Here is a 23,560-nt window from a genome sequence, read left to right on the forward strand (position 1 = left end):
TATTTATTCCTATTTAGTGCCTAATTCTTCAACTGCACCACGTAAGAAGAAATCTAATGTTTCTTCTACTGTTTGGCGAGTTTCAATACTTGGTTTCCAATCCAATAAACGCTCTGCGTTTTTAATGCTTGGCTTACGGTGTTCAACATCTTGGTAGCCTTTACCATAGTAACTACTACTTTCAATCTTCTTGAAGCCTGCAAATGGAGGGAAATGTCCACGTAACTCATGTTTTTCGAAGCAATCTAACAGCATTTCTGCTAATTCGCGAATACTTGCTTCGTTAGTTGGATTACCGATATTGATGATTTGGCCATCACATTTGTTATCACGGTTTTCAATAATACGGAATAAAGCTTCAATACCATCATTGATATCAGTGAAACAACGTTTTTGCTCACCACCATCAACCAATTTAATTGGTGAACCTTCAACTAAATTCAGAATTAATTGTGTGATTGCACGAGAACTACCGATACGCGCTGAATTTAAGTTATCTAAACGAGGCCCCATCCAGTTAAATGGACGGAATAACGTAAATTTCAGACCTTCTTTGGCACCATAAGCCCAGATAACTCGGTCTAATAACTGTTTAGATACAGAGTAAATCCAACGTTGTTTATTAATTGGACCAACAATTAGGCGTGAATTATCTTCGTCAAATTCTTTATCATCACACATACCATAAACTTCTGATGTGGATGGGAAAATAATACGTTTATTATATTTAACGCAATAACGTACAATTTTTAAGTTTTCTTCAAAGTCTAATTCAAATACACGTAATGGATTACGGGTATATTCAATTGGTGTTGCAATAGCAACTAATGGCAGAATAACGTCACATTTTTTAATATGGTATTCAATCCATTCTGTATGAATACTCACGTCACCTTCAATAAAGTGGAAACGTGGATTTCCAATAAAGCGCTCAATTGCAGAAGAACCGATATCCATACCATAGATATCATAGTTATCATCTTTTAATAGACGTTCTGTTAGATGGTTACCAATAAAGCCATTCACACCTAAAATCAGAACGCGTTTGCGACGTTTCACTTGTGCAGTTGCTTTTGGTCCAACACGAACATCGGTCACAATACCCATTTCAGCCGCTAAACGACTTCCTTGAACATAAAGACCATTTTCACTTTGACCAGTAACAACTTCAATCGCACCCTTCGCGCACGCAATCACTAAAGGCTCTGTTGAAATAACAGTACCCGGACGTTTGCCTTGATTATCAGCAACAGCACGTGAACGCCAGATAATCATTTTACGTTCACCTAAGAAAGTGAATGCACCTGGGTAGGGTTCTGTCACAGCACGCACTAAGTTGTGGACTGTTTTTGCATCTGCATTCCAATCGATTAAACCATCATCAGCGCAACGACGGCCAAAATAAGTTGCTTGGCTTTCATCTTGTGCAGTTGTTGAATAATCATCTGATGCAATATGTGGTAATGCGCTAGAAAGTAACTTACCAGCAGCTTCTCTTACTTTTTCATGTAAAATTAGAGAGGTATCATTATCTGCAATGATAACTTTTTCTTGAGCTACGATATCACCCGCATCAGCTTTCGCTGTCATTTTATGCAGAGTAACACCCGTTTCTGTTTCACCATTCACAATCGCCCAGTTAATTGGTGCGCGACCACGATATTTTGGTAATAAAGAGCCGTGTAAATTAAATGCGCCTTTAGGTGCCAAATTCAGGATTTCATCACTTAACATGTGACGATAATAGAAAGAAAAAATGACATCAGGTTTCATTTCACGAATACGTTCAATCCACAATGGGTGATTGACATTTTCAGGTGCAAATACTGTCAATCCCATTTCTGCACTCACACGAGCAACAGATGAGAAAAAATGATTTTCATTAGGATCGTCAGTGTGGGTAAATACAGCCTGAATATCATAACCTGCTTTTTCAAGTGCTTTTAAACCAACACAGCCAATATCGTGATAGGCAAATACTATTGCTTTCATTAGTCTTTTTCCTGATCTTCGTTGGGTTTATTAACGCCAACCACTTTTTGGATAAAATACCGAGGACGCGCTCTTACATCATTATAAATCCGGCCTATGTACTCACCTAATAAGCCCATTGCAACGAACTGCGCTCCGATAAACATAAATAAGATTGCAAAAAGTGTGAATACACCTTCAGCAGCCCACATCGCACCGAAAATAATACGTAAAATAATCAACAATAAGGCTAGAACAAAGCCAGATACAGCAATAACACTGCCGACAATACTTAATAAACGTAATGGTGCCGTGGTAAGACAAGTTAATAGGTCGTACATTAAATTAATAAGCTTTAAAAAGCTGTATTTTGAATCGCCATATTCACGCTCTGCGTGAGCAACATCGATTTCAATAGTACGACGAGCGAATGTGTTCGCAAGAATAGGAATGAACGTACTTCTTTCGTGACACTGTAACATTGCTTCAACAATGTGGCGACGATAAGCACGAAGCATACAACCGTAGTCACCCATAGAGCGCCCAGTTGCTTTAGTGATCATTGAGTTGATCATTTTTGAAGCAGTTTTACGAAACCATGAATCTTGACGATTACGACGGCGAGTTCCGACAACGTCATACCCTTCTTCGGCCGTCGCGACAAGTCTTGGGATCTCTTCAGGTGGATTTTGTAAATCAGCATCCAATGTAATCACTAGATCACCATCAGCCTGATTAAAACCAGCCATAATTGCGGAGTGTTGACCGTAATTACGGTTTAAAATAATTGCAATAACGTGATTTTCTTCAATTGCAGCCGCTTCTTCTAACATCTTAGCTGAATTGTCACTGCTACCATCATCAACAAGGATCAGTTCATACTCTTGCTTTAACTGTTTACAGCTCTTAATTGTACGCTCTAAAAGCTGAGGAAGGCTTTCTTCCTCGTTATAAACGGGGATTACAACCGATACTTTCTTGATTTCATCAAATGTTGACACTTAAATATGCTCCGAAAGAATTTCATTGATCGCATCTACAACGCGAATAACATCTTCATTACTCATATCAGGAAACAGCGGCAGCGAGCATAACGTTGCAGAGTTCCATTCTGATTGAGGAAGGGATAAAGCAGGATAGCGCTCACGATAATATTTTTGTGTATGCGCAGCACGGAAATGAAGCCCTGTACCAATATCTTTTTGCTTCAATTTCTCCATAAAGGCATCACGATCGATACCACAGGCATTTTTATCGACTCTCACCATAAATAGGTGATTTGCATGCAAATGTGAATATTCAGGGACACTCAGCATTTCTAATGGGGAGTCTTTGAGCTTTTCACGATACAGTGCAACTAACTCAGCACGTTTAGCATTCATTTCATCTAAACGCCCTAATTGCACCACAGCAATCGCAGCATGAATATCAGATAAGTTATACTTATAACCCGGTTCAACAACTTCTGCTTGAGGCTTACGCCCTTGAATTTGTCTATCGAAGGCGTCAACTCCTAAACCGTGGAATTTTAAGCAACGCACTCTATTGGCTAATTCGTCATTATCAGTAACAACCAATCCGCCTTCGGCACAAGTTACGTTCTTAATTGCGTGGAAAGAGAAAATAGAGGTTCCTTTTTCACCAATCCATTCATTTTTATAGCGAGTACCAATAGCATGTGCAGCATCTTCAATCAGAGGAATTCCTGCATCTTGTGCCACTTTTCTTAAGGCATCAAGATCACAAGGTGCACCAGCATAATGAACCGGAATAATTGCTTTCGTTCTAGGTGTAATCGCTTTTTTGACATCTTCTGCACTCACCATCAAGGTATCACGGTCAACATCAATCATTACAGGCTCTGCACCAAGTAACGTAATGATGTTCATTGTTGAAACCCAAGTTTGTGATGGTGTGATAACTTCATCACCAGCGCCAATTCCCATCGCCATTAAAACAACATGCATACCCGCAGTGGCAGAGCAAATTGCGATAGCGTGTTTGCTACCAAATTTTTCACAAAAATCTTGCTCTAATTGATGATTTTGAGGGCCTGTTGTAATCCAACCTGAACGCAGTACATCCTCAACGGCTTTGATTTCTTCATCGCCAATCGCAGGGCGAGAGAAAGGAAGGAAGTGACTCATAAAAATGTAGCCTAATTAATGAATGAATAAAAAACAATTATATACAAACTATTGCTCACCGACATCCGTCTTATTAAGAAAACATTAAAAAAACCTTAATAATTACTTGGGGATAAACTTAACAATAGCCATTGTTATTGTAAAACCTGCCAATCAATATGATCAACATCATTGATGCACTTGATATTTGTATTAAATGTAGTTGATAATAATTTTTCGTCTAATAAGAGTGCAGATGCACCAGAATTAACCAAATATCCATTTTTTATGAGCCAAACTCTGTCTGCTTTTTGATAGGAATGATTCAAATTATGTGTACTCATAATAATGGCGCCACCTTGTTGGCAAAACTTATCAACCCACTTGTCCAAAATCGCCAACTGTACGACATCTAAATTATTAGTTGGTTCATCAAGTAACATTAATTTCCCTTTTAAATCATAACTTGACCATAACTGGATAAATGCGCCAACAATTCTGACCCTCTGCCATTCACCTCCCGATAAATGATGAATATTTTTTGACAATAATTTGTCAATTTTAAAATCATTTAACAGCATATTTAGTTGCTGAACATCCATTTTTGACAATTTATGATATAGTGAGAGGTAATGAAAAACAGGCATAAATGACAAAGCTTCCAATTGTTGTATAACAATGCTCTGCATTCTAGAAAGATCATCATATTTATAATGTCTTATTGAAGTTTCGTTTAGAATAATGTTGCCACTAAACGAAAACTCTCCTGCAATCGCCATTAAAAGCGTACTTTTTCCTGCGCCATTAGCACCAATTAAGTGGATACGCTCGCCATAGCTTACTTGCTCTGTAAATGCGTTAAGCCGAACATCAACACTTACATTATTCAGTTTAAGTAACGCCATATTATAAACGCCCCATCTCTTTGGTTGCCAATAACCAGATAAATAAAGGTGCACCAAGCGTTGCTGTAATCACACCTATCGGAACTTCTGCACCATTTAAAATCAAGCGAGATAGCAAATCAGCAAGTAATAACAATCCACCACCAGAAAGCGCACACGCGGGTAATAATGTTTTATAATGAGTTAGCCCACATAATCTTAATAAATGCGGTACAACAAGCCCTACAAAGCTTATAGCGCCCGCTAAAGCGACACTCAGCCCTATCAATAGTCCAACGGCTAAAATAAACCAATTTCGCCATTGACTAACGGATATGCCTAATTGTTTTGCTCTAAATGAACCTAGAGATAAATAATTAAGAACATCAGCTTGTAGAATAAGGATCAAGAGGATAGGCATAAGAGCCCAAAATAAGACTTGATGGCGCCAATCAATACCGCTAAAACTCCCCATCAGCCAATACATTAATTGCCTTAAATCCAAAGCTGAACTGAAGTAAACCAACCAAGTCATTATCGCACTCGCCATAACACCCAATGCCACACCAATTAATAATAGCTGAGCATTAGATAGCTTTCTTATTCGAGTAAAAAACATTAATAAGAGAGTGATCCCTAATGCGCCAAATATCGCCGCACTACTTATTAACCAAGGACTTAAACCAATTTGTAAAACAATAAGTAATACAACACACACTCCAGCACCACTGCTTACGCCTAATAATCCGGGCTCTGCGAGTGGATTTTGAAATAGAGCCTGCATGATAGCACCTGCGATTGCTAGGCTGGCACCAACAGTCACGACAGCAAGTATTCTTGGTAAACGAATTTGCCAAACAAATAAATTGGCTGCATCTGTTAACCATTGATGTGGAAATAACGCAATCTCACCGACGGAGAGGGAAAAAACAAATAAAAAACATAATACTAATGCCATTAGAAACAGTTTTTTTCTGTCGTCAATGCGTTGTTTTTTAGTAAATTTAATTAGAGAATTAACTTCTTTATTCATTTCATTCCTTATCCATGCAACAACGGCTCTTACTGTTTTTATTTATAGAGTCATTTTTTTAGCAACATAACATGTTCGCATTCAATGATGAAAAACTAATTTGAGAACATACAAGCTTGTCACTAATAATGAAGAAAAAACTAGGATTAACTATCACAGTATTGATATAACTAAGAGATAAATAAGAGTCGAAATAAGAAGTGATAATAAAAAGGAAAGATAATTAGAAAATAAAAATATGCCATCCAAATAGAAATATCCATTCAGACTATATCGATAAATATAAACACCCCAATATGGCTATCATCAAAATTAGATACAGATAAAGATGAGAAAAAAACGGCTTTCAAAGAAAGCCGTTTTGGATGTTTTTTAAATCTTATTCTTTTGGTGTTGCGCTTTCAACCCGGCTTTTTAACTTTTGTCCTGGGCGGAAAGTAACAACACGGCGAGCTGTAATAGGAATGTCTTCCCCTGTTTTCGGATTACGACCTGGGCGCTGATTTTTATCACGTAGGTCAAAGTTTCCGAATCCAGACAGCTTCACCTGTTCCCCATTTTCAAGAGAACGACGCACTTCCTCAAAAAAGGATTCTACAAGGTCTTTTGCATCGCGTTTGCTAACACCAAGTTTTTCAAACAGATTTTCTGCCATTTCAGCTTTTGTAAGCGCCATAGGTCTAGTCCCTCAAGGATGCTTGGAATCGCTGTTTCAATGCTGCTACACAGTTACTCACTGTTGCAGCAATCTCATCTTCTTCCAGTGTATGCTCGATATCCTGCAAGATTATGCTAATAGCGAGGCTTTTATAGCCCTCTGCTACTCCCTTACCACAATACACGTCAAATAAGTTTATGCCAACTATTTGATTTCCGCCAACTTTCTTACATTCGGCTAAAATATCCTCTGCAGCAACATCATTCGGAACAACTACAGCGATATCTCTACGATTCGAAGGGTAACGAGAAACTGCTTTTGCTTGTGGTAAACTGCGATTTGCAATTGCATTCCAACGTATTTCGAATACTACCGTACGACCGTTTAAGTCAAGTTTACGTTCAAGCTCTGGATGAACAACGCCAATACAGCCAATATATTCATTTCTCAGATAAATCCCAGCACTTTGTCCCGGATGAAGTGCTGAATGACTAGCTGGTTTAAATGTAATTTCATCTAGCTGGCCTGTCAATTCCAGAATTGATTCAATATTACCTTTCAAATCAAAGAAATCAACAGTTTGCTTATCTAAATTCCAATGTTCTTCATAACGGTTGCCCGCGATCACACCAGCTAACATAAGTTCCTGACGTATTCCATATTCTGCTTGATTATCAGGAACAAAACGCAGACCTGCTTCAAATAACCTAACTCTAGATTGTTGACGATTCTGATTATATACAGCTGTAGTCAATAATCCGGTTAGTAGAGACAGTCTCATTGCTGACATATCCGCTGAAATTGGATTAGGCAGAATTAATGCTTCTTCATTTGGATGTAATAAAGATTGGACCTTAGGATCAACAAAACTATAAGTAATTGCTTCTTGGAAGCCATTGTCTACTAGCATTGTTTTAACGCGTTTTAAGGATAAGTTCGCTTCACGATGATTGGTCATCACCAAGTCAGCGCGTAATGGCACATCTGGAATATTGTTGTAGCCATAAATGCGAGCAACTTCTTCAATCAGATCTTCTTCGATTTGAACATCGAAACGCCATGAAGGAACTGTTGCTAACCAGCCGTCATTTTCAACAGAAACGTTGAAACCTAAGCGAGTTAATGAGTCCAGAACTTGTGCATCATCAATCACGTGACCTAATAAACGGTCTAATTTTTTACGTGTTAATTTGACTGGCGCAATATTTGGTAAATGTACTTTATTGGTTACATCAATCACTTCACCAACTTCACCACCGCAAATTTCTAGCAATAATTTCGTTGCACGCTCAATTGCGTTGTATTGCAGCTCAGAATCAACACCACGCTCAAAACGATGAGAGGCATCAGTATGCAAGCCATAACGACGTGCACGGCCTGTGATGGATAATGGAGAGAAGAATGCACACTCTAAGAAGACATTTTTCGTTTCTTCATTAACACCTGATGATTCACCACCGAAAATACCAGCCATACCCAATGCTTGTTTTTCATCAGCAATAACTAATACATCATCTTTTAATGTAATTTCATTGCCATCAAGTAAAGTCAGTTTTTCACCATCTTTAGCCATACGAACAACTACAGCACCTTCAACGCGATCAAGATCGAACGCATGTAGAGGTTGGCCCATTTCAAGTAAAATTAAGTTGGTAATATCAACAATTGGGTCAATAGAACGAATGCCACCACGACGTAACTTTTCTTGCATCCATAAAGGTGTTTTTGCTTTCACATTCATATTGGTGAAAACACGACCTAAATAACGTGGACACGCCTCTGGTGCTTCAACACGTACAGGGAATGTTGCTGATGATGTTGCCGCAACAGGCGACATATCAGGTACTTGGCATTCCATTTTGTTGATCACAGCGATATCACGAGCAACACCTAAAATACCTAAGCAATCAGCACGGTTTGGTGTAATGCTAATTTCAATCGCATTATCATTTAATTTTAAATATTCACGGATATCCATGCCAATAGGCGCATCAGCAGGTAATTCAATAATACCTTCATGATTTTCTGAAATTGCTAATTCAGAAAATGAGCACAGCATACCTTCAGATGGTTCGCCACGCAGTTTTGCTGCTTTAATTTTGAAATCGCCTGGTAATACAGCACCAACTGTTGCGACCGCAACTTTTAGGCCTTGGCGGCAGTTAGGTGCACCACAAACGATATCGAGTAATCTATCACCGCCTACGTTAACTTTCGTTACACGTAATTTATCGGCATTAGGATGTTGTCCACATTCAACAACTTCACCTACAAACACACCGTGAAAATCACCAGCAACAGCTTCAACGCCGTCAACTTCAAGGCCTGCCATTGTCAGTTGTTCAGAAAGCGCTTCGCTACTAATCGCTGGGTTTACCCACTCACGTAACCAAAGTTCACTGAATTTCATGAGATAATCCCACCTTATTTAAACTGTTTGAGGAAACGAAGATCGTTTTCGAAGAATGAACGCAAGTCGGTGACACCGTAACGTAACATGGTCAGACGTTCCATACCCATACCGAACGCAAAACCTGAATAAACTTCAGGATCAATACCTACATTACGTAATACATTTGGGTGAACCATACCGCAACCCAACACTTCTAACCATTTACCATTCTTACCCATTACATCGACTTCTGCAGAAGGCTCTGTGAATGGAAAATAAGAAGGACGGAAACGAATTTCCATATCTTCTTCAAAAAAGTTTTTCAGGAAATCGTGTAGTGTTCCTTTTAAATTGGTAAAGCTAATGTCTTTATCAACAATTAAACCTTCAATTTGGTGGAACATTGGTGTGTGAGTCTGATCGTAGTCATTACGATATACGCGGCCTGGTGCGATGATGCGAATAGGTGGCTGTTTATCTTGCATGGTACGAATTTGTACACCTGATGTTTGTGTACGCAGTAAACGTTTTGCATCAAACCAGAAAGTATCGTGGTCAGCTCTTGCGGGGTGATGAGCAGGAATATTCAACGCATCAAAGTTATGATAATCATCTTCGATTTCAGGGCCAGATTCTACAGAAAACCCTAATTCGCCAAAGAAAGTTTCAATACGTTCAATTGTACGAGTTACTGGGTGTAGACCACCGTTTTCAATACGGCGACCAGGCAAAGATACATCGATTTTCTCAGCAGATAAACGTTCGTTTAATAATGCTGATTCAAGGTAATCTTTACGAGTATTCAGCGCTTGCTGAACCTCTTGTTTAGCCTGATTAATGACAGCCCCTGCAGCTGGACGATCTTCCGCGGGTAAGTCGCGCAGCGTGGACATCTGAAGCGTTAAATGACCTTTTTTCCCCAAGTATTCAACACGAACCGAATCCAGCGCAGCAACATCCTGTGCCTCTTCGATAGCTGCTTTAGCTTGAGCAACGAGTTCAGCGAGATGTGGCATCGTTTCCTCTTCCTTTGACCTGATGAGGTCTATTAGTTGTTATCAATGATGACGAATAAAATTGCCCTTTTTGGTTTCTAACCCAGTATTGAGATCTGAAAACAAAAAAGCCTCCAATATGGAGGCTCAGGCGCTACTTTTCGTTTCTTTTCTTACGCGCAAAAGCCCCCTTGAATTAGGCGCTAAAGTAAAAAAAGAAACGGAAAAAAGCGATATTTAACATTGATAATGTCTCTTAAAATATTAACTTATTGAATTTATATCATTAAGCCACAAATTTAGACAAAATAAAAGAGGGAGAAAACTCCCTCTTCCATTGCTTAATAACTATTAAGCCAGAGCACCTTTCGCTTTTTCAACTAAAGCAGCGAATGCTACTTTGTCGAATACAGCGATGTCAGCCAGAATCTTACGGTCGATTTCAATGGATGCTTTTTTCAGACCATTGATGAAACGGCTATAAGACATACCGTTCTGACGAGCTGCTGCGTTGATACGCGCGATCCACAGCTGACGGAACTGACGTTTTTTCTGACGACGGTCACGGTACGCATATTGACCAGCTTTGATTACAGCCTGAAAAGCTACACGATATACACGTGAACGTGCACCGTAATAACCTTTAGCTTGCTTTAAAATTTTCTTGTGACGAGCACGGGCGATAACACCACGTTTAGCACGAGCCATATTAAACTCCTAAATGTCTATATTCTGTTAAAAAAGTGATACTTATGCGTATGGTAAGCAAGCTACGACCAGACCTAAATCTCCTTTAGAGACCATGCCTTTTGGACGTAAATGACGTTTACGCTTAGTTGATTTTTTAGTCAGAATGTGACGGAGGTTAGCATGCTTGCGCTTGAAGCCACCACCAGCAGTTTTTTTAAAGCGCTTAGCTGCGCCGCGTACTGTTTTAATCTTTGGCATTTCTATAATCCACTTCGCATTGTTAATAACATAAAATAATAAGGCGAATAGCAATCAGCCTCTAAAGGCTGATGCTATTACTTGAATTGCCCGACTATTTCTTCTTCGGCGCTAACACCATGATCATCTGACGCCCTTCAATCTTATTAGGGAAAGATTCAACAGCAGCCAGTTCATCCAAATCTTCACGGATACGGTTAAGCATTTCCATGCCGATTTGTTGGTGCGCCATTTCACGACCACGGAAACGCAGTGTGACTTTGGCTTTATCGCCATCTTCAAGAAAACGAATCAGGTTGCGTAGTTTGACCTGATAGTCGCCTTCATCTGTACCAGGACGGAATTTAACTTCCTTAACCTGAATAACTTTTTGTTTCTTTTTCTGTTCTTTGAGAGTCTTACTTTTCTCATAGAGGAATTTGCCGTAGTCCATAATACGACAAACCGGCGGCTCGGCATTAGGACTAATTTCAACTAAATCAGCACCTGCTTCCTCGGCTTTCTCAAGAGCCTCTTTCAGACTAACAACTCCAATCTGTTCGCCATCTAAACCTGTTAAACGAACTTCATGAGCGCGAATCTCACCATTGATGCGATTCTGACGCGTTGATTGAATTCTTTTTCCGCCTTTAATACCTTATTCCTCCAACTGATGAAGACTTCTGCTTCTAATTTCTTGCAGAAGCTTTTCTTTAAATTCGTTAACGTCGATACTGCCAAGGTCTTTTCCTCGACGAGTACGAACCGCCACTTTGCCTGATTCAACTTCTTTATCGCCACAGACAAGCATATACGGAACACGACGTAAAGTATGTTCACGAATTTTAAAGCCAATCTTCTCATTTCTCAAGTCTGCTTTTGCACGAATTCCGGCATCTTGCAATTCTTTGACGAGTTTTTGTACATAATCAGCCTGTCCATCCGTGATATTCATCACGACAACCTGCTGTGGTGCTAACCAAGTTGGGAAGAATCCTGCGTATTCTTCTGTCAGAATACCAATAAAACGTTCTAAGGATCCTAGCACTGCTCGGTGTAACATAACAGGTACTTTACGCTCGTTGTTTTCGGCAACATAAGATGCGCCTAAACGACCTGGTAGTGAGAAGTCTAATTGTACTGTACCACACTGCCATGCACGATCTAAACAATCGTAAAGTGTAAATTCAATTTTAGGGCCATAAAACGCCCCTTCGCCTGGCTGATATTCAAATTCAATATTGTTATCAGTTAAAGCTTTTGCTAAGTCTGCTTCAGCAACATCCCATAATGCATCTTCACCGATACGTTTTTCTGGGCGAGTAGACAGCTTAACAACGATTTTTTCAAATCCGAAAGTAGAATATACATCATAAATCAATTTGATGCAGTCATTTACTTCACTTAAAATTTGTTCTTCAGTACAGAAGATATGCGCATCGTCTTGTGTAAAGCCACGAACACGCATTAAACCATGCAATGCACCTGATGGTTCATTACGATGGCAACTACCGAATTCAGCCATACGTAATGGCAAATCACGGTAAGAACGTAAACCTTGTTTGAAGATTTGTACGTGACCTGGGCAGTTCATTGGTTTAATACAATATTCACGGTTCTCTGAAGATGTTGTGAACATGTTTTCTTTGTAGTTTTCCCAGTGACCTGTTTTTTCCCAAAGAACACGATCCATCATAAATGGACCTTTTACTTCTTGGTAATCATATTCTTTTAATTTACAACGTACAAATGTTTCTAACTCACGGAAAATAGTCCAGCCATCATTATGCCAGAAAGCCATACCCGGCGCTTCTTCTTGCATATGATATAAATCAAGCTGTTTACCAATTTTACGGTGGTCACGTTTAGCAGCTTCTTCTAAGCGATCTAAGTAAGCTTTTAACTGTTTCTTATCAGCCCAAGCTGTACCATAAATGCGTTGTAGCATTTTATTGTCGCTGTTACCACGCCAATACGCACCTGCGATTTTCTGTAATTTGAAGTTATGACAGAAACGCATGTTTGGAACATGTGGTCCACGGCACATATCAACATATTCTTGGTGATGATAAAGACCTGGTTGAGAGTCTTGGCTAATATTTTCATCAAGAATAGCAACTTTATAGTCTTCACCACGAGAAACAAATGTTTCACGAGCTTCAGCCCAGCTTACGCGTTTTTTAATAACGTCATAATCTGTTTTCGCCAACTCTAGCATACGTTTTTCTAGAGCGTCTAAATCTTCCTGTGTTAGAGAATGGTCTAAATCCACATCGTAGTAGAATCCATTTTCAATAACAGGACCAATCGCCATTTTGGTGTGTGGCCATAATTGTTTAATTGCATGTCCCAATAAGTGGGCACAAGAGTGACGAATAATCTCAAGACCTTCATCATCTTTTGCGGTGATAATCGCCAGATTTGAATCCTGCTCGATTAATTCACAAGCATCCACCAGCTCACCATTAACACGGCCTGCAATACATGCTTTCGCAAGTCCAGGACCGATATCTGCAGCGACATCCATGACAGAAACTGCATTTTCAAATTGACGTTGGCTTCCGTCAGGAAGAGTAATAATTGGCATTTAAAATCCTTATTTACAGTGGTGACCCACACGCAAGATCACTTGTAAGCTTTTTATTTCATCTATATTCAGTACGTTACGACAAGTTCTCACTTTACCTCGCGAGGTTTGCACACAATTATGTACACATATTTATTTTATAAATATCCATAGCATCACTGAGCCTTATCGCAACTCAGGGGGAATATTATCACAGACAGTAAAGATTTATACATTTATCTCTCTCTATCTCCCCAAGAAAACACGAAATAGAAACCACAGAAAGCCTCACTCATCACATTGTATTAATTGGCTCAATATCCTTTTCTCTATCTCTTTTTTATCATCTCTATTTTTTATTGTACGGTTATATTCAAGATGTCGGAGTAAATAGCTAAAGCAGGTTTTTTCTTTGCCATGATCATCCGCCAAGTAATTATATCCATTGCATTTATAATCGCTTGTATTCACTAGATTATTATCCAATAACGCTAGAATTAACTTCTGACTTCCATTACTAAAAATAAAGGTATTTATATCAAAGGGCATTATCCCTTCATCACAACCAGATGCGGATAATGTTGATGTATCCATAAGAATTTGAGTAAAGAGTTCAGGATTTTTCTTTCCTTCATCAATAACATATTTGATGTCATCTTCAATAATTGCAAAACCTAATTTAATAAAAGGATCATTCTTATCAAGATACTTTTCAAGATATTGTGCATATTTTAATCGGTGATTCCTTAATGCATATATAAACTCTTTTCGATCAAAAATAATATAGTTTTTGAATTCAGGACGTTGTTGGAGAATATAATCAACCTTTTTCGCATAATCATCAAAGGAGCCTGTATACATTAATCCATCTTGAAAAGTGTGTAATATGGTATCGCCAAGTTCTTTTTTTTCCTTTTCAGGAAGAGTGCTATAAAATTCTTTATCGATAAATAAATCGACCACATTCTCATTCCATTCTGCTATTGAGAATTCATTGTCAAACAATGGGTAGTTAGTCAGTTTATAAAATAGAACGAGTGATGCTGTCTTCTTATTTTGTTTTACACATTCAGTTAAAAACCAGAGTGATTTTTTATCAAATGTTTTTACCAAAGCTTTGTTATAAAAAAAATCGACTTCAATGCTATAAGGATCAGGGCAACTCCCTTTCCAAATTTTATCTAATGCTTCTAAGTCACCCTTTTGTAAAAGCTGAATAACTCTCTCTTTTTTATCTCCCATCATTTTTTGTGGAAAATAACTTACATTATAAGCTAAAAATGACAATGTGAAGGCTATCCAATAGCCCACTATTTTAGGGTTTCTTTTTCTGACGATATGAAGATATATAAATGGAAGGCAGAAAAATAATAGACCTAAAAAAACAAATTTAGGATCATTACTCTTAATAAGAGCAAACTCTCCCTTTGAAACCAAAGTGGCATTAAAATAAAAAATTATATTAATTATTATTAAAACCAATGAGGATAAGATAGATTTCTTTAATGGAGGCTGAATATATTTAAATGCTGATATAACAACAAAAAAATAATAAACAGGTGCTAAATATAAAATGGCCATTGCAATAAAAATGACAGCCATTATAAAAACAGCAATTTCACCACTCATAAGCATCCTTATTTTTCATTACGCAAATACACTTAATTAATATATTTGTTATTTTCCTATCATTTGCATAATCATATTATAGTGTGAATTTTTCATTATTCTGTGTTCCTCTTCGTAATTTCCATTATAGGTAATACTTATTATTTAAACTATAAACATAGATACATCAATCATCAAAAATATACTTATCACTTTGCAATTTATAACTAGTTTCATTACCATCAGTACCCATCAAGCGGAAACCGTGGCTTTAAAAATAACATTCTCTGGGGCGGGCCAGAACCTTCATTGTTAACATAAAGGTGTATAACGTGTTTTATCTAAAGCCCCGCCCTCGTAAGTTGGTTTATGCGATAACCTTTGAAACTCTCGCGATTTTATTAAGCACTGTTTTACTGGCAATATTAAGCCAAAGCCAATCACATAATTCACTGCCCGTTGCAATCGCTGTTTCTGTTATCGCCTTGATTTGGAATTATATTTTTAATTCTTTCTTTGAGTTAATTGAGTCGAAATTAAGGATCGAAAAACGCACAGTCATGGTGCGACTGACCCATGCAATAAGTTTCGAATTAGGTCTGTTCTTCTTTACCATTCCACTTTATATGTGGTGGTATAATGTAGGTTTTATCAAAGCAATAAGTATGGAAATCACTATATTAGTGTTCTTCTTTATCTATACCTATTTATTCACGCTCGTCTTCGATAAATTATGTCCTCGTGTTTATTCGACAGAAAATAAAGTGATTTAATGGCTTAATCCTGTCGATACTCTGTAGGGCTTTTATTAAAGTATTGGCGAAATGCCTGACTAAATGCAGAGTGCGAGTCATACCCTACAGCTAGAGCAATATTTTCAATATTTACTGATGTGTATTTTAATAATTCAGCGGCTTTGCTAAGTCGCTGTTGAGTGACATATTGCATCACAGACACCCCCACCTCTGCTTTCATTTTTCGCTGTAACGTACTCGCTGATGTATTAAAAGCAGAAGCAATATCATGCGTTGTTAATGGTGTATGTAATTTATTCGCTAACCAAGCATCCAAGCTATCACGCCAACTTTTTTGTATTTCCATTTGAGCGAGTAATAAGCGCGTGATCGTTGAATATTGATCTGGAGGTTGAGGATATTGATGTAGCCACTCTAATAAACCAATGGCTGCCGGTGATAATGCAAATTGCCCACCTTTCTCACTTAGTTGCCATTGCGAGGTCGCAGGAAGTTCGAGAATAAGATTTTTATTATCTATATTGCCTGAAAAGGCATGATGAATAGTTGGAGGGATAATCAAGCAGTTTTGATTAGAGATCAGAAAGTCTTCTCGATTGAAATTGACTTCCATCGAACCCGAAAGCCCAAAAATAATCTGCCATAAATTATCATGCTGATGAGATACCGTCTCTTGTGTATAACATCGCAAATGCAATTGAGGTAATAACAAAAGACACTCCTTTATATCCATCCTGCTATTGAATAATTACTATATCAAAACTCAGCAGAACATCACTATTTAAGAGTGCCTTATCAAGATACTTATTTAGGCCAAACGAGAACCATTTGGTAAAGGTAAGTTAAACTCAGCCAATACAATTGCCCCCGTTTCATCAGGTGCCCCTGTAATTAAAACTTCAGATTTTATGCCTGCAATTCGTTTAACTGGGAAATTACACACACATAAAATACGACGACCAACAAGTTCTTCGGTTGTGTAGTTTACTGTAATTTGAGCACTTGAACGCTTTATGCCTAATTCTCCCAAATCAACTTCCATAACATAAGCTGGTTTATTAGCTTTCTTATTTATTTCTGCGCTAATAATAGTTCCTACTCTCATTTCTACACGTAGAAAATCATCCCATTCAATTAAATCTGTCATCTTTTTACCAATCTATTGTGTTTACGGTTATATCTCTATTACTGGATTATAGATTAACACGCATTATGCTGGCTCACCTGTGGTGAGACCGTCATTCTCTGTTGAGAAAGAATCACTCACACTCTTTTTTCTCTATTTTCATCATTCTGAATTTTGACTACTTTTTAATAACCGTTTAAATAACCATATCAATTCATAAATTTGTTATGTATAAAAAGTATTCTTAAGAAACGCATTGTTATTAACAACCCCAGAGAATATTTATTATGAAAAAGATAACAGAATGGACAACACTGGAAGGAAAACTTGTACGTTTAGTGCCTCTTAGCATAGAACACTATTCAGAACTCCATGAGTTAATTGAAAAAGATAGACCCGATGAGCTTTGGTACACCACCGTTCCTTCAGTAACAGAATTAAAACGGGATATTGAACATAAACTTCAGTTACAAGAAAAAGGATTAATGTTGCCTTTTACCATAGTTTCTAAAGCTAATAACCGAGTGGTTGGCATAACAGCCTTTATGAATATTGATAGTCAAACACCAAGATTAGAAATTGGTTCAACATGGTATGCCAAAGAAGTACAAAGAACCGGAATAAACACAGAAGCTAAATATCTCTTGCTTAAATATGCCTTAGAAGACTTGCAGTGTATTGCTGTTGAATTTCGTACTCATATATTAAATCAAACTAGCCGTAGAGCGATTGAACGACTTGGTGCAAAACTAGATGGTATTTTACGTAATCATAGATTAACAACAGATGGCCAAAAAAGAGATACTTGCGTTTATAGCATTACTGATTATGACTGGGGAGCGGTAAAAGTACATTTAGAATGGCTTATGAAAAAATACTAATACACATTAAGAATATTACGAGGAAAATAACTTTTATCTCGTTTAATTTGTTATCATAATTACTCCTTAATTACATGTTATTGGGAGCTTTTATATTCCATGCACTCTGTTTACCAGTTTTTTCAGGCTATCGGTCTTGGTCTTATTTTGCTTTTGCCTTTAACTAATCCATTAACGACTGTCGCTCTTTGGCTTGGCCTTTCAGGCAATATGACAAAGGAACAACGTAATCAACAATCGTTAATGGCGTGTGTATATATTTTCCTCATTATGACCATCGCGTTCTATGCGGGACGGATCATAATGACAACCTTTGGTATTTCTATCCCCGGTCTTCGTATTGCAGGCGGAATGATAGTTGCCTTTATTGGCTTTAGTATGCTGTTTCCAAACACACCTAATGTCGATGATCCTATTTCAGACGATAATAATCCACATCGTAATCCTAAAGAGCCTAATATTGCCTTTGTTCCTTTAGCAATGCCAAGTACAGCAGGCCCCGGAACGATTGCAATGATAATCAGTACAGCGGCTTCAATCCCATCACGTACTGATATTGCACAATGGGTATTGTATATCGCCCCTGTAACAAGTTTCTTTTTAATTAGCGTTATCGTTTGGGTATCACTTCGTGGCTCCACCCGCATTATGAAGTATTTAGGTCACAGTGGTATCGACGCTATTTCTCGCGTAATGGGATTTTTATTAATCTGTATGGGTGTTCAATTTATGATCAACGGCGTTCTTGAAATTATTGCTGATTTGCCTGCTTTATTAAAACAGGCTCAAGCAGCCGCTAATTTGCCAGACTAATTATCACCTGCATGGTAAGCCGCTCTCACTTTTGCTAAATAACGCGGCGCTTGAGAAGCTGGATGATTTTTTTCGACATAACGATAAAAATCATCCGCACTCATTGAATTAATTTTAGCGATAGCATTATTTCTATCTTTATCAAATGTTCTTAATAAAGCACCAGCACCATTCACATAAGCAAGGATTGTGGCGTAATAAAGCGTTTCAGGATCGGCAATACCAACAAGGTGGCGCTCTCTTAATAATTGAATATAGGCTGTGCCTAAGTCGATATTAATAGCGGGATCTTTTAATTGAGCCGTTGTTGGTTGCCCTGCCTTACCTCTATTTTGGTAAACATCTCTTCCCGCAGTTGATGCTTTAATTTGCATTAATCCAACTGCATTTGATTTGCTAATAACTTCAGGTCGAAAGTTTGATTCAACTTGGATAATCGCCTTAATTAATGTTTCATCGACATCGTAACGGTTTGATGCTTGCTGTATATGGTTATCAAAAGGTGTTGATTTCCATTGTGCCGTTGAGATTGAAGCATTATTAACGCGGTTCTCCACTGTTTTTGGGCTTAAAAATCGTGATGTTTCTTTTTGAATAGGTTGACGAGCATGATCAGCACAACCAGCAAGAAGCAAAATTGCCAAAGAAAAGATGATTTTTACTTTCACGTTTTATCCTTTTGCATAAAGGGTTGCACAAGATATATTTATATATCAATGAGTTGCGGGTATATTATTCTATTTTCACATAAAAACGCATGCTAAAATATGGCAAAGCGCAAGAAATAAATCAATCTATTACTACTTCTAGTGTGTGCGTTTTATCTCAAATCTATCCTATATCCTGTTTTTCTCCCAAAATCTCTCAATCAGGATTGAACCAACCATAATAGGTTTATATTGGCTTATTGCATATTCTAAAATAAATCATATGAATTAATTACGATAAGAGGGATTTTTATAGGAACTATAAAAACTGTAGAAGTATAACAAGTGTTGGTTTTCGAGGAAAAAGGAGCTTTTATAAGTAATAAAAATAAGCTCTTGCACAAATAGTTACGAACGATTGTTAATTTTTGTGACAAAACCCGACAATCTACTTAACATTTATTGGAATACATGTTGTTATCTTCTTTCTAGTCGTTATCAAATGAAGCTTTTTACACAGAGATAACTTGACTTTTTTGAAATGATATTGATAATCATTATCAATTGAGAAAATAACTCTGCAACTATAAGGCAATAATAATATGGATATATTTCGCTCTGTAAACAAACTTTCACTTACGGCTTTATGCCTTATGGCATCCGTATTTTTAACAACACCAACACAAGCAAAAGATAAACTAAAAGTTGTCACCACATTTACTATTATTCAAGATATCGCTCAAAATGTGGCTGGAGATGCAGCGATTGTTGAATCAATCACAAAACCCGGCGCTGAAATTCACGATTATCAACCCACTCCTAAAGATATTGTAAAAGCTCAAAAAGCAGATCTTATCTTATGGAATGGCTTAAACCTTGAACGTTGGTTTGAACGCTTTTTTAATGAATTACGTAACGTACCCGCAGTTGTTGTCACTGAAGGCATTACACCAATGGCAATCAGTGAAGGTGCTTACAAAAACAATCCTAATCCACATGCATGGATGTCACCGAATAATGCATTAATCTATATTGAAAATATTCGCAAAGCGCTTGTTGAACATGATCCAGATAATGCAGCTATTTATAATCAAAATGCAGCAAATTACGCAGAAAAAATTAAACAACTTGATGCACCATTAAGAGAAAGATTATCTCGTATTCCACAAGAAGAGCGTTGGTTAGTAACGAGTGAAGGTGCATTCAGCTATTTAACCAATGACTATGGCTTTAAAGAAGTTTATTTATGGCCAATCAATGCTGAAGAGCAAGGCACACCACAACAAGTCAAATATGTAATTGATACTGTTAGAGAACACAAGATCCCTGTTGTCTTTAGCGAAAGTACAATTTCAGATAAACCCGCTAAACAAGTCAGCAAAGAAACTGGTGCAAAATATGGTGGTGTTCTTTATGTTGACTCACTTTCCGCTGAAGGTGGCGAAGTTCCTACTTATATTGATTTAATTACTATTACAGTAGATACAATTGCGAAAGGATTTGGGCAATGAGCAATATAAAAGCTAATCCTACGTTGACTGTTGATAATGCTACAGTTACTTACAACAACGGTCATACGGCTATTTTTGATGCAAGCTTCTCTATCACTGGCGGCACTATTTGTGCCCTAGTGGGCATCAATGGCAGTGGTAAATCCACGCTATTTAAAACCATTATGGGTCTGGTAAAGCCCTCTAAAGGTAAAGTGACATTAAACGATAGCCCGATCCAACAGGCATTAAAACAAAATATGATCGCCTATGTTCCGCAAACAGAAGAAGTTGACTGGAATTTCCCCGTCCTCGTTTCTGATGTTGTGATGATGGGGCGTTATGGAAAAATGGGCTTTTTTCGTATTCCTTCAAAACGCGACCATGAGGTTGTTGAAGCATCATTAGAACGTGTTGGCTTGTCAGGTTTAGGACATCGCCAAATTGGCGAACTTTCAGGTGGTCAAAAAAAACGTGTTTTCTTAGCACGAGCAATGGCTCAAGAAGGTACTGTTTTATTACTTGATGAACCATTTACTGGCGTCGATGTTAAAACAGAAAATGCCATTATTGAGCTTTTGCGCAATTTGCGCGAAGAAGGTCACTTAGTTTTAGTTTCAACGCATAATTTGGGAAGTGTTCCCGAATTTTGTGATCACGTTATTTTAATCAATAGAACAGTGTTAGACAGTGGCCCAACTGAAACGACATTTACACAGAAAAACTTAGAACACGCATTTGGTGGTGTATTACGCCACATTAGCCTATCAGGTTCTGATCTTCATGATGATGACGATCCACGCTCACTCACTGTCATTACCGATGATGAACGTGCTGCCGTCTTCTATGGTCATCACGAAGAACACACTCCAGCGCACCAAAGCCAGCGCAAACAAGGAGATTAGCCATGCTAGATTTACTCCTACAACCTTTCGAATATAACTATATGGTGAAAGCAATTTGGGTAAGTGCCTTAGTTGGTGCTGTCTGCGCTTTTCTTTCATCCTATCTTATTTTAAAAGGTTGGTCGTTAATGGGAGATGCCCTTTCCCACTCAGTTGTTCCCGGTGTTGCAGGGGCTTATATATTAGGTTTGCCTTATGCTGTCGGTGCTTTTTTTACAGGTTTGCTCGCCGCATTATCAATGACATTTATTCGTCATATCACACGCCTTCGTGAAGATGCTGTTATTGGTTTTATCTTCTCCACTTTTTTTGCCTTTGGTCTGTTGCTGGTTTCGCTTAAACCAACAGCCGTTAACGTTCAAACCATCATTCTCGGAAATATTTTAGGTATTGCTGATGAAGATGTATGGCAAGTTGTGATTATTACAGGTGTCTCTTTTTTAGTCTTATTTTGTATTTGGAAAGACTTGCTGGTAGTTTTCTTTGATGAAGTTCATGCAAAATCAATCGGCTTATCGCCACTAAAATTAAAAATTATCTTTTTTACTCTATTGAGCGCATGTACTGTTGCAGCTCTTCAAACTGTTGGCGCCATTCTTGTCATTGCTATGGTAGTGACGCCCGGTGCAACGGCTTATTTACTCACAGACCAATTTAAACGACTTGCAATTATTGCTATCTGTATCGGTACAATAACAAGTGCAGTAGGCGCTTATCTTAGCTACTTCTTTAATGGTGCAACAGGTGGCGTGATTGTTACAATGCAAACATCCCTCTTTTTGTTAGCTTTCTTATTTGCACCTAAACACGGTATGTTGGCAGCTCGCCGCCGTGCTCGTCAAAGTTCACAACAGTTGATCACACAATCTCATCAACATAAAGGATCAACAAAATCAGAAGAGGTGAAACTATGAATGAGTTGATGGAGTTTTTCATCGAGCCTTTTCAATATCCGTTTATGCAACGCGCTATTATTGCAGCCATTATTATAGGTATCGCCTGCGCTATTTTATCATGTTATATGGTATTAAAAGGTTGGTCTTTAATGGGAGATGCAATCTCTCATGCCGTTTTACCCGGAGTCGTTCTTGCTTACGTCACCGCAATCCCATTAACCGTAGGCGCTTTTCTTTCTGGGCTATTTTGTTCTTTCGCCACGGGTTATTTAAAAGATCACAGTCGCATTAAAGAAGACACCGTGATGGGAATTGTATTTTCAGGCATGTTTGCAGTGGGTTTGGTCATTTTTGCCAGTGTCGATACAGACCAACATTTAATGCATATTTTATTTGGTAATATTTTAGGCATTACACCGAATGTATTAACTCAAATTAGTATTATCTGTGTAATTACCATCACTATTATGCTTATTAAGCAAAAAGATTTTATGCTTTATTGCTTCGATCCTAACCAAGCAAGAATTGTTGGTTTGCCAGTGACATTATTACACTATGGATTACTGTCTATTTTGGCATTAACCATCGTTGCCTCAATGCAGGCTGTTGGGATTATTTTGGTTGTCGCCATGCTTATTTCACCGGGGATCACCGCGTATTTATTAACACGCAGTTTTTCACGTATGATTATGTTAGCAATTGTATTTTCTGTCGCATCCAGCGTTATAGGAACATTTATTAGTTTCCATATTGATGGAGCAACAGGCCCATGTATTGTGCTAACGCAAGCTGTATTCTTTATTATTGCGCTACTCTGTAATCAGATTAAATTAGCAAAAATAAAGCGACAAACAAAACCCGCTAGCGCCTGATAATATTCTTTATCT

Annotated in this window: 22 protein-coding genes, 1 pseudogene and 1 other annotated feature; of the genes and pseudogenes, 7 read left to right on the top strand and 16 right to left on the bottom strand. The window is 37.9% G+C overall.

Annotation, left to right across the window (positions count from 1 at the left end; translation table 11 throughout):
- Window positions 1-9: 9 nt before the first annotated feature.
- From arnA to GTK47_RS14265, 13 genes are all read right to left on the bottom strand, one after another.
- Window positions 10-1,992: a bifunctional UDP-4-amino-4-deoxy-L-arabinose formyltransferase/UDP-glucuronic acid oxidase ArnA gene (arnA, locus tag GTK47_RS14200; protein WP_165124282.1), complete on the bottom strand. Its 1,983-nt coding sequence runs from the start codon at window positions 1,990-1,992 to the stop codon at window positions 10-12.
- The gene (arnC, locus tag GTK47_RS14205; protein ID WP_100158097.1) at window positions 1,992-2,972 is read right to left on the bottom strand and encodes an undecaprenyl-phosphate 4-deoxy-4-formamido-L-arabinose transferase; all 981 of its coding nucleotides are present in this window, start codon (window positions 2,970-2,972) and stop codon (window positions 1,992-1,994) included. Before arnC ends, arnA begins: the two co-directional genes overlap by 1 nt.
- Window positions 2,973-4,118: a UDP-4-amino-4-deoxy-L-arabinose aminotransferase gene (arnB, locus tag GTK47_RS14210; RefSeq protein ID WP_165124284.1), complete on the bottom strand. Its 1,146-nt coding sequence runs from the start codon at window positions 4,116-4,118 to the stop codon at window positions 2,973-2,975.
- A 134-nt stretch (window positions 4,119-4,252) separates the two neighbouring features.
- A complete protein-coding gene (locus GTK47_RS14215) occupies window positions 4,253-5,002 on the bottom strand; it encodes an ATP-binding cassette domain-containing protein (RefSeq protein ID WP_165124287.1) in 750 nt (249 codons plus the stop codon).
- A gap of 1 nt (window position 5,003) precedes the next feature.
- Window positions 5,004-6,014, bottom strand: a complete 1,011-nt coding sequence (btuC, locus tag GTK47_RS14220) for a vitamin B12 ABC transporter permease BtuC (protein ID WP_165124290.1) — start codon at window positions 6,012-6,014, stop codon at window positions 5,004-5,006.
- A gap of 379 nt (window positions 6,015-6,393) precedes the next feature.
- Window positions 6,394-6,690 carry an integration host factor subunit alpha gene (gene ihfA / locus GTK47_RS14225; protein WP_023582381.1) on the bottom strand — a complete coding sequence of 99 codons (297 nt, stop codon included), beginning with the start codon at window positions 6,688-6,690 and terminating at the stop codon, window positions 6,394-6,396.
- Window positions 6,691-6,694: 4 nt separating this feature from the next.
- Window positions 6,695-9,082, bottom strand: coding sequence for a phenylalanine--tRNA ligase subunit beta (gene pheT, locus GTK47_RS14230; RefSeq protein ID WP_165124293.1), 2,388 nt, complete (start codon window positions 9,080-9,082; stop codon window positions 6,695-6,697).
- 14 nt (window positions 9,083-9,096) lie between these two features.
- Window positions 9,097-10,080: a phenylalanine--tRNA ligase subunit alpha gene (gene pheS, locus GTK47_RS14235; protein WP_023582383.1), complete on the bottom strand. Its 984-nt coding sequence runs from the start codon at window positions 10,078-10,080 to the stop codon at window positions 9,097-9,099.
- Window positions 10,081-10,180: 100 nt separating this feature from the next.
- Window positions 10,181-10,304, bottom strand: a sequence feature (Phe leader region).
- Between the two features lie 106 nt (window positions 10,305-10,410).
- Window positions 10,411-10,767 carry a 50S ribosomal protein L20 gene (rplT, locus tag GTK47_RS14245; protein WP_006537111.1) on the bottom strand — a complete coding sequence of 119 codons (357 nt, stop codon included), beginning with the start codon at window positions 10,765-10,767 and terminating at the stop codon, window positions 10,411-10,413.
- Between the two features lie 42 nt (window positions 10,768-10,809).
- Window positions 10,810-11,007 (bottom strand): 50S ribosomal protein L35, encoded by a 198-nt coding sequence (rpmI, locus tag GTK47_RS14250; protein WP_004263702.1) that lies wholly within the window; start codon window positions 11,005-11,007, stop codon window positions 10,810-10,812.
- A gap of 94 nt (window positions 11,008-11,101) precedes the next feature.
- On the bottom strand, window positions 11,102-11,641 hold the full coding sequence (gene infC / locus GTK47_RS14255) for a translation initiation factor IF-3 (protein WP_036937410.1): 540 nt from the start codon (window positions 11,639-11,641) through the stop codon (window positions 11,102-11,104).
- A gap of 3 nt (window positions 11,642-11,644) precedes the next feature.
- The gene (gene thrS / locus GTK47_RS14260) at window positions 11,645-13,573 is read right to left on the bottom strand and encodes a threonine--tRNA ligase (RefSeq protein WP_075673357.1); all 1,929 of its coding nucleotides are present in this window, start codon (window positions 13,571-13,573) and stop codon (window positions 11,645-11,647) included.
- Between the two features lie 267 nt (window positions 13,574-13,840).
- Window positions 13,841-15,181, bottom strand: coding sequence for a hypothetical protein (locus GTK47_RS14265; protein ID WP_165124296.1), 1,341 nt, complete (start codon window positions 15,179-15,181; stop codon window positions 13,841-13,843).
- A gap of 311 nt (window positions 15,182-15,492) precedes the next feature.
- Between GTK47_RS14265 and GTK47_RS14270 the strand changes: the two genes are divergently transcribed.
- Window positions 15,493-15,933 carry a PACE efflux transporter gene (locus GTK47_RS14270; RefSeq protein ID WP_165124299.1) on the top strand — a complete coding sequence of 147 codons (441 nt, stop codon included), beginning with the start codon at window positions 15,493-15,495 and terminating at the stop codon, window positions 15,931-15,933.
- Window positions 15,934-15,937: 4 nt separating this feature from the next.
- Here the strand turns inward: GTK47_RS14270 and GTK47_RS14275 are convergent, their stop codons facing one another.
- Window positions 15,938-16,627: an AraC family transcriptional regulator gene (locus tag GTK47_RS14275; protein WP_165124301.1), complete on the bottom strand. Its 690-nt coding sequence runs from the start codon at window positions 16,625-16,627 to the stop codon at window positions 15,938-15,940.
- Window positions 16,628-16,723: 96 nt separating this feature from the next.
- Window positions 16,724-17,062, bottom strand: a complete 339-nt coding sequence (locus GTK47_RS14280) for a tRNA-binding protein (protein ID WP_165124304.1) — start codon at window positions 17,060-17,062, stop codon at window positions 16,724-16,726.
- A 266-nt stretch (window positions 17,063-17,328) separates the two neighbouring features.
- Between GTK47_RS14280 and GTK47_RS14285 the strand changes: the two genes are divergently transcribed.
- Together GTK47_RS14285 and GTK47_RS14290 are read left to right on the top strand one after the other, a co-directional pair.
- Window positions 17,329-17,922, top strand: a complete 594-nt coding sequence (locus GTK47_RS14285) for a GNAT family protein (RefSeq protein WP_165124307.1) — start codon at window positions 17,329-17,331, stop codon at window positions 17,920-17,922.
- Between the two features lie 99 nt (window positions 17,923-18,021).
- Window positions 18,022-18,735 (top strand): MarC family NAAT transporter, encoded by a 714-nt coding sequence (locus GTK47_RS14290; RefSeq protein ID WP_165124309.1) that lies wholly within the window; start codon window positions 18,022-18,024, stop codon window positions 18,733-18,735.
- On the opposite strand, the gene GTK47_RS14295 is transcribed toward GTK47_RS14290, so the two are convergent.
- Complete coding sequence (locus GTK47_RS14295) at window positions 18,732-19,403, bottom strand: transglycosylase SLT domain-containing protein (protein ID WP_165124312.1); 672 nt, start codon at window positions 19,401-19,403, stop codon at window positions 18,732-18,734. The genes GTK47_RS14290 and GTK47_RS14295 overlap by 4 nt on opposite strands.
- A 680-nt stretch (window positions 19,404-20,083) precedes the next feature.
- Here GTK47_RS14295 and GTK47_RS14300 point away from each other — a divergent pair.
- The 4 genes and pseudogenes from GTK47_RS14300 to GTK47_RS14315 form a co-directional block, all read left to right on the top strand.
- Window positions 20,084-20,893 (top strand): annotated as a pseudogene (locus GTK47_RS14300) (metal ABC transporter substrate-binding protein); the annotation flags it as partial.
- On the top strand, window positions 20,890-21,777 hold the full coding sequence (locus GTK47_RS14305) for a manganese/iron ABC transporter ATP-binding protein (protein WP_165124318.1): 888 nt from the start codon (window positions 20,890-20,892) through the stop codon (window positions 21,775-21,777). The pseudogene GTK47_RS14300 and the gene GTK47_RS14305, both read left to right, overlap by 4 nt.
- A 2-nt stretch (window positions 21,778-21,779) precedes the next feature.
- Window positions 21,780-22,691: a metal ABC transporter permease gene (locus GTK47_RS14310; protein WP_098943142.1), complete on the top strand. Its 912-nt coding sequence runs from the start codon at window positions 21,780-21,782 to the stop codon at window positions 22,689-22,691.
- Window positions 22,688-23,545, top strand: coding sequence for a metal ABC transporter permease (locus GTK47_RS14315; protein WP_165124321.1), 858 nt, complete (start codon window positions 22,688-22,690; stop codon window positions 23,543-23,545). Before GTK47_RS14310 ends, GTK47_RS14315 begins: the two co-directional genes overlap by 4 nt.
- Window positions 23,546-23,560 lie beyond the last annotated feature (15 nt).

Source organism: Proteus sp. ZN5, from assembly GCF_011046025.1.
In the GTDB taxonomy this organism is placed as follows: domain Bacteria; phylum Pseudomonadota; class Gammaproteobacteria; order Enterobacterales; family Enterobacteriaceae; genus Proteus.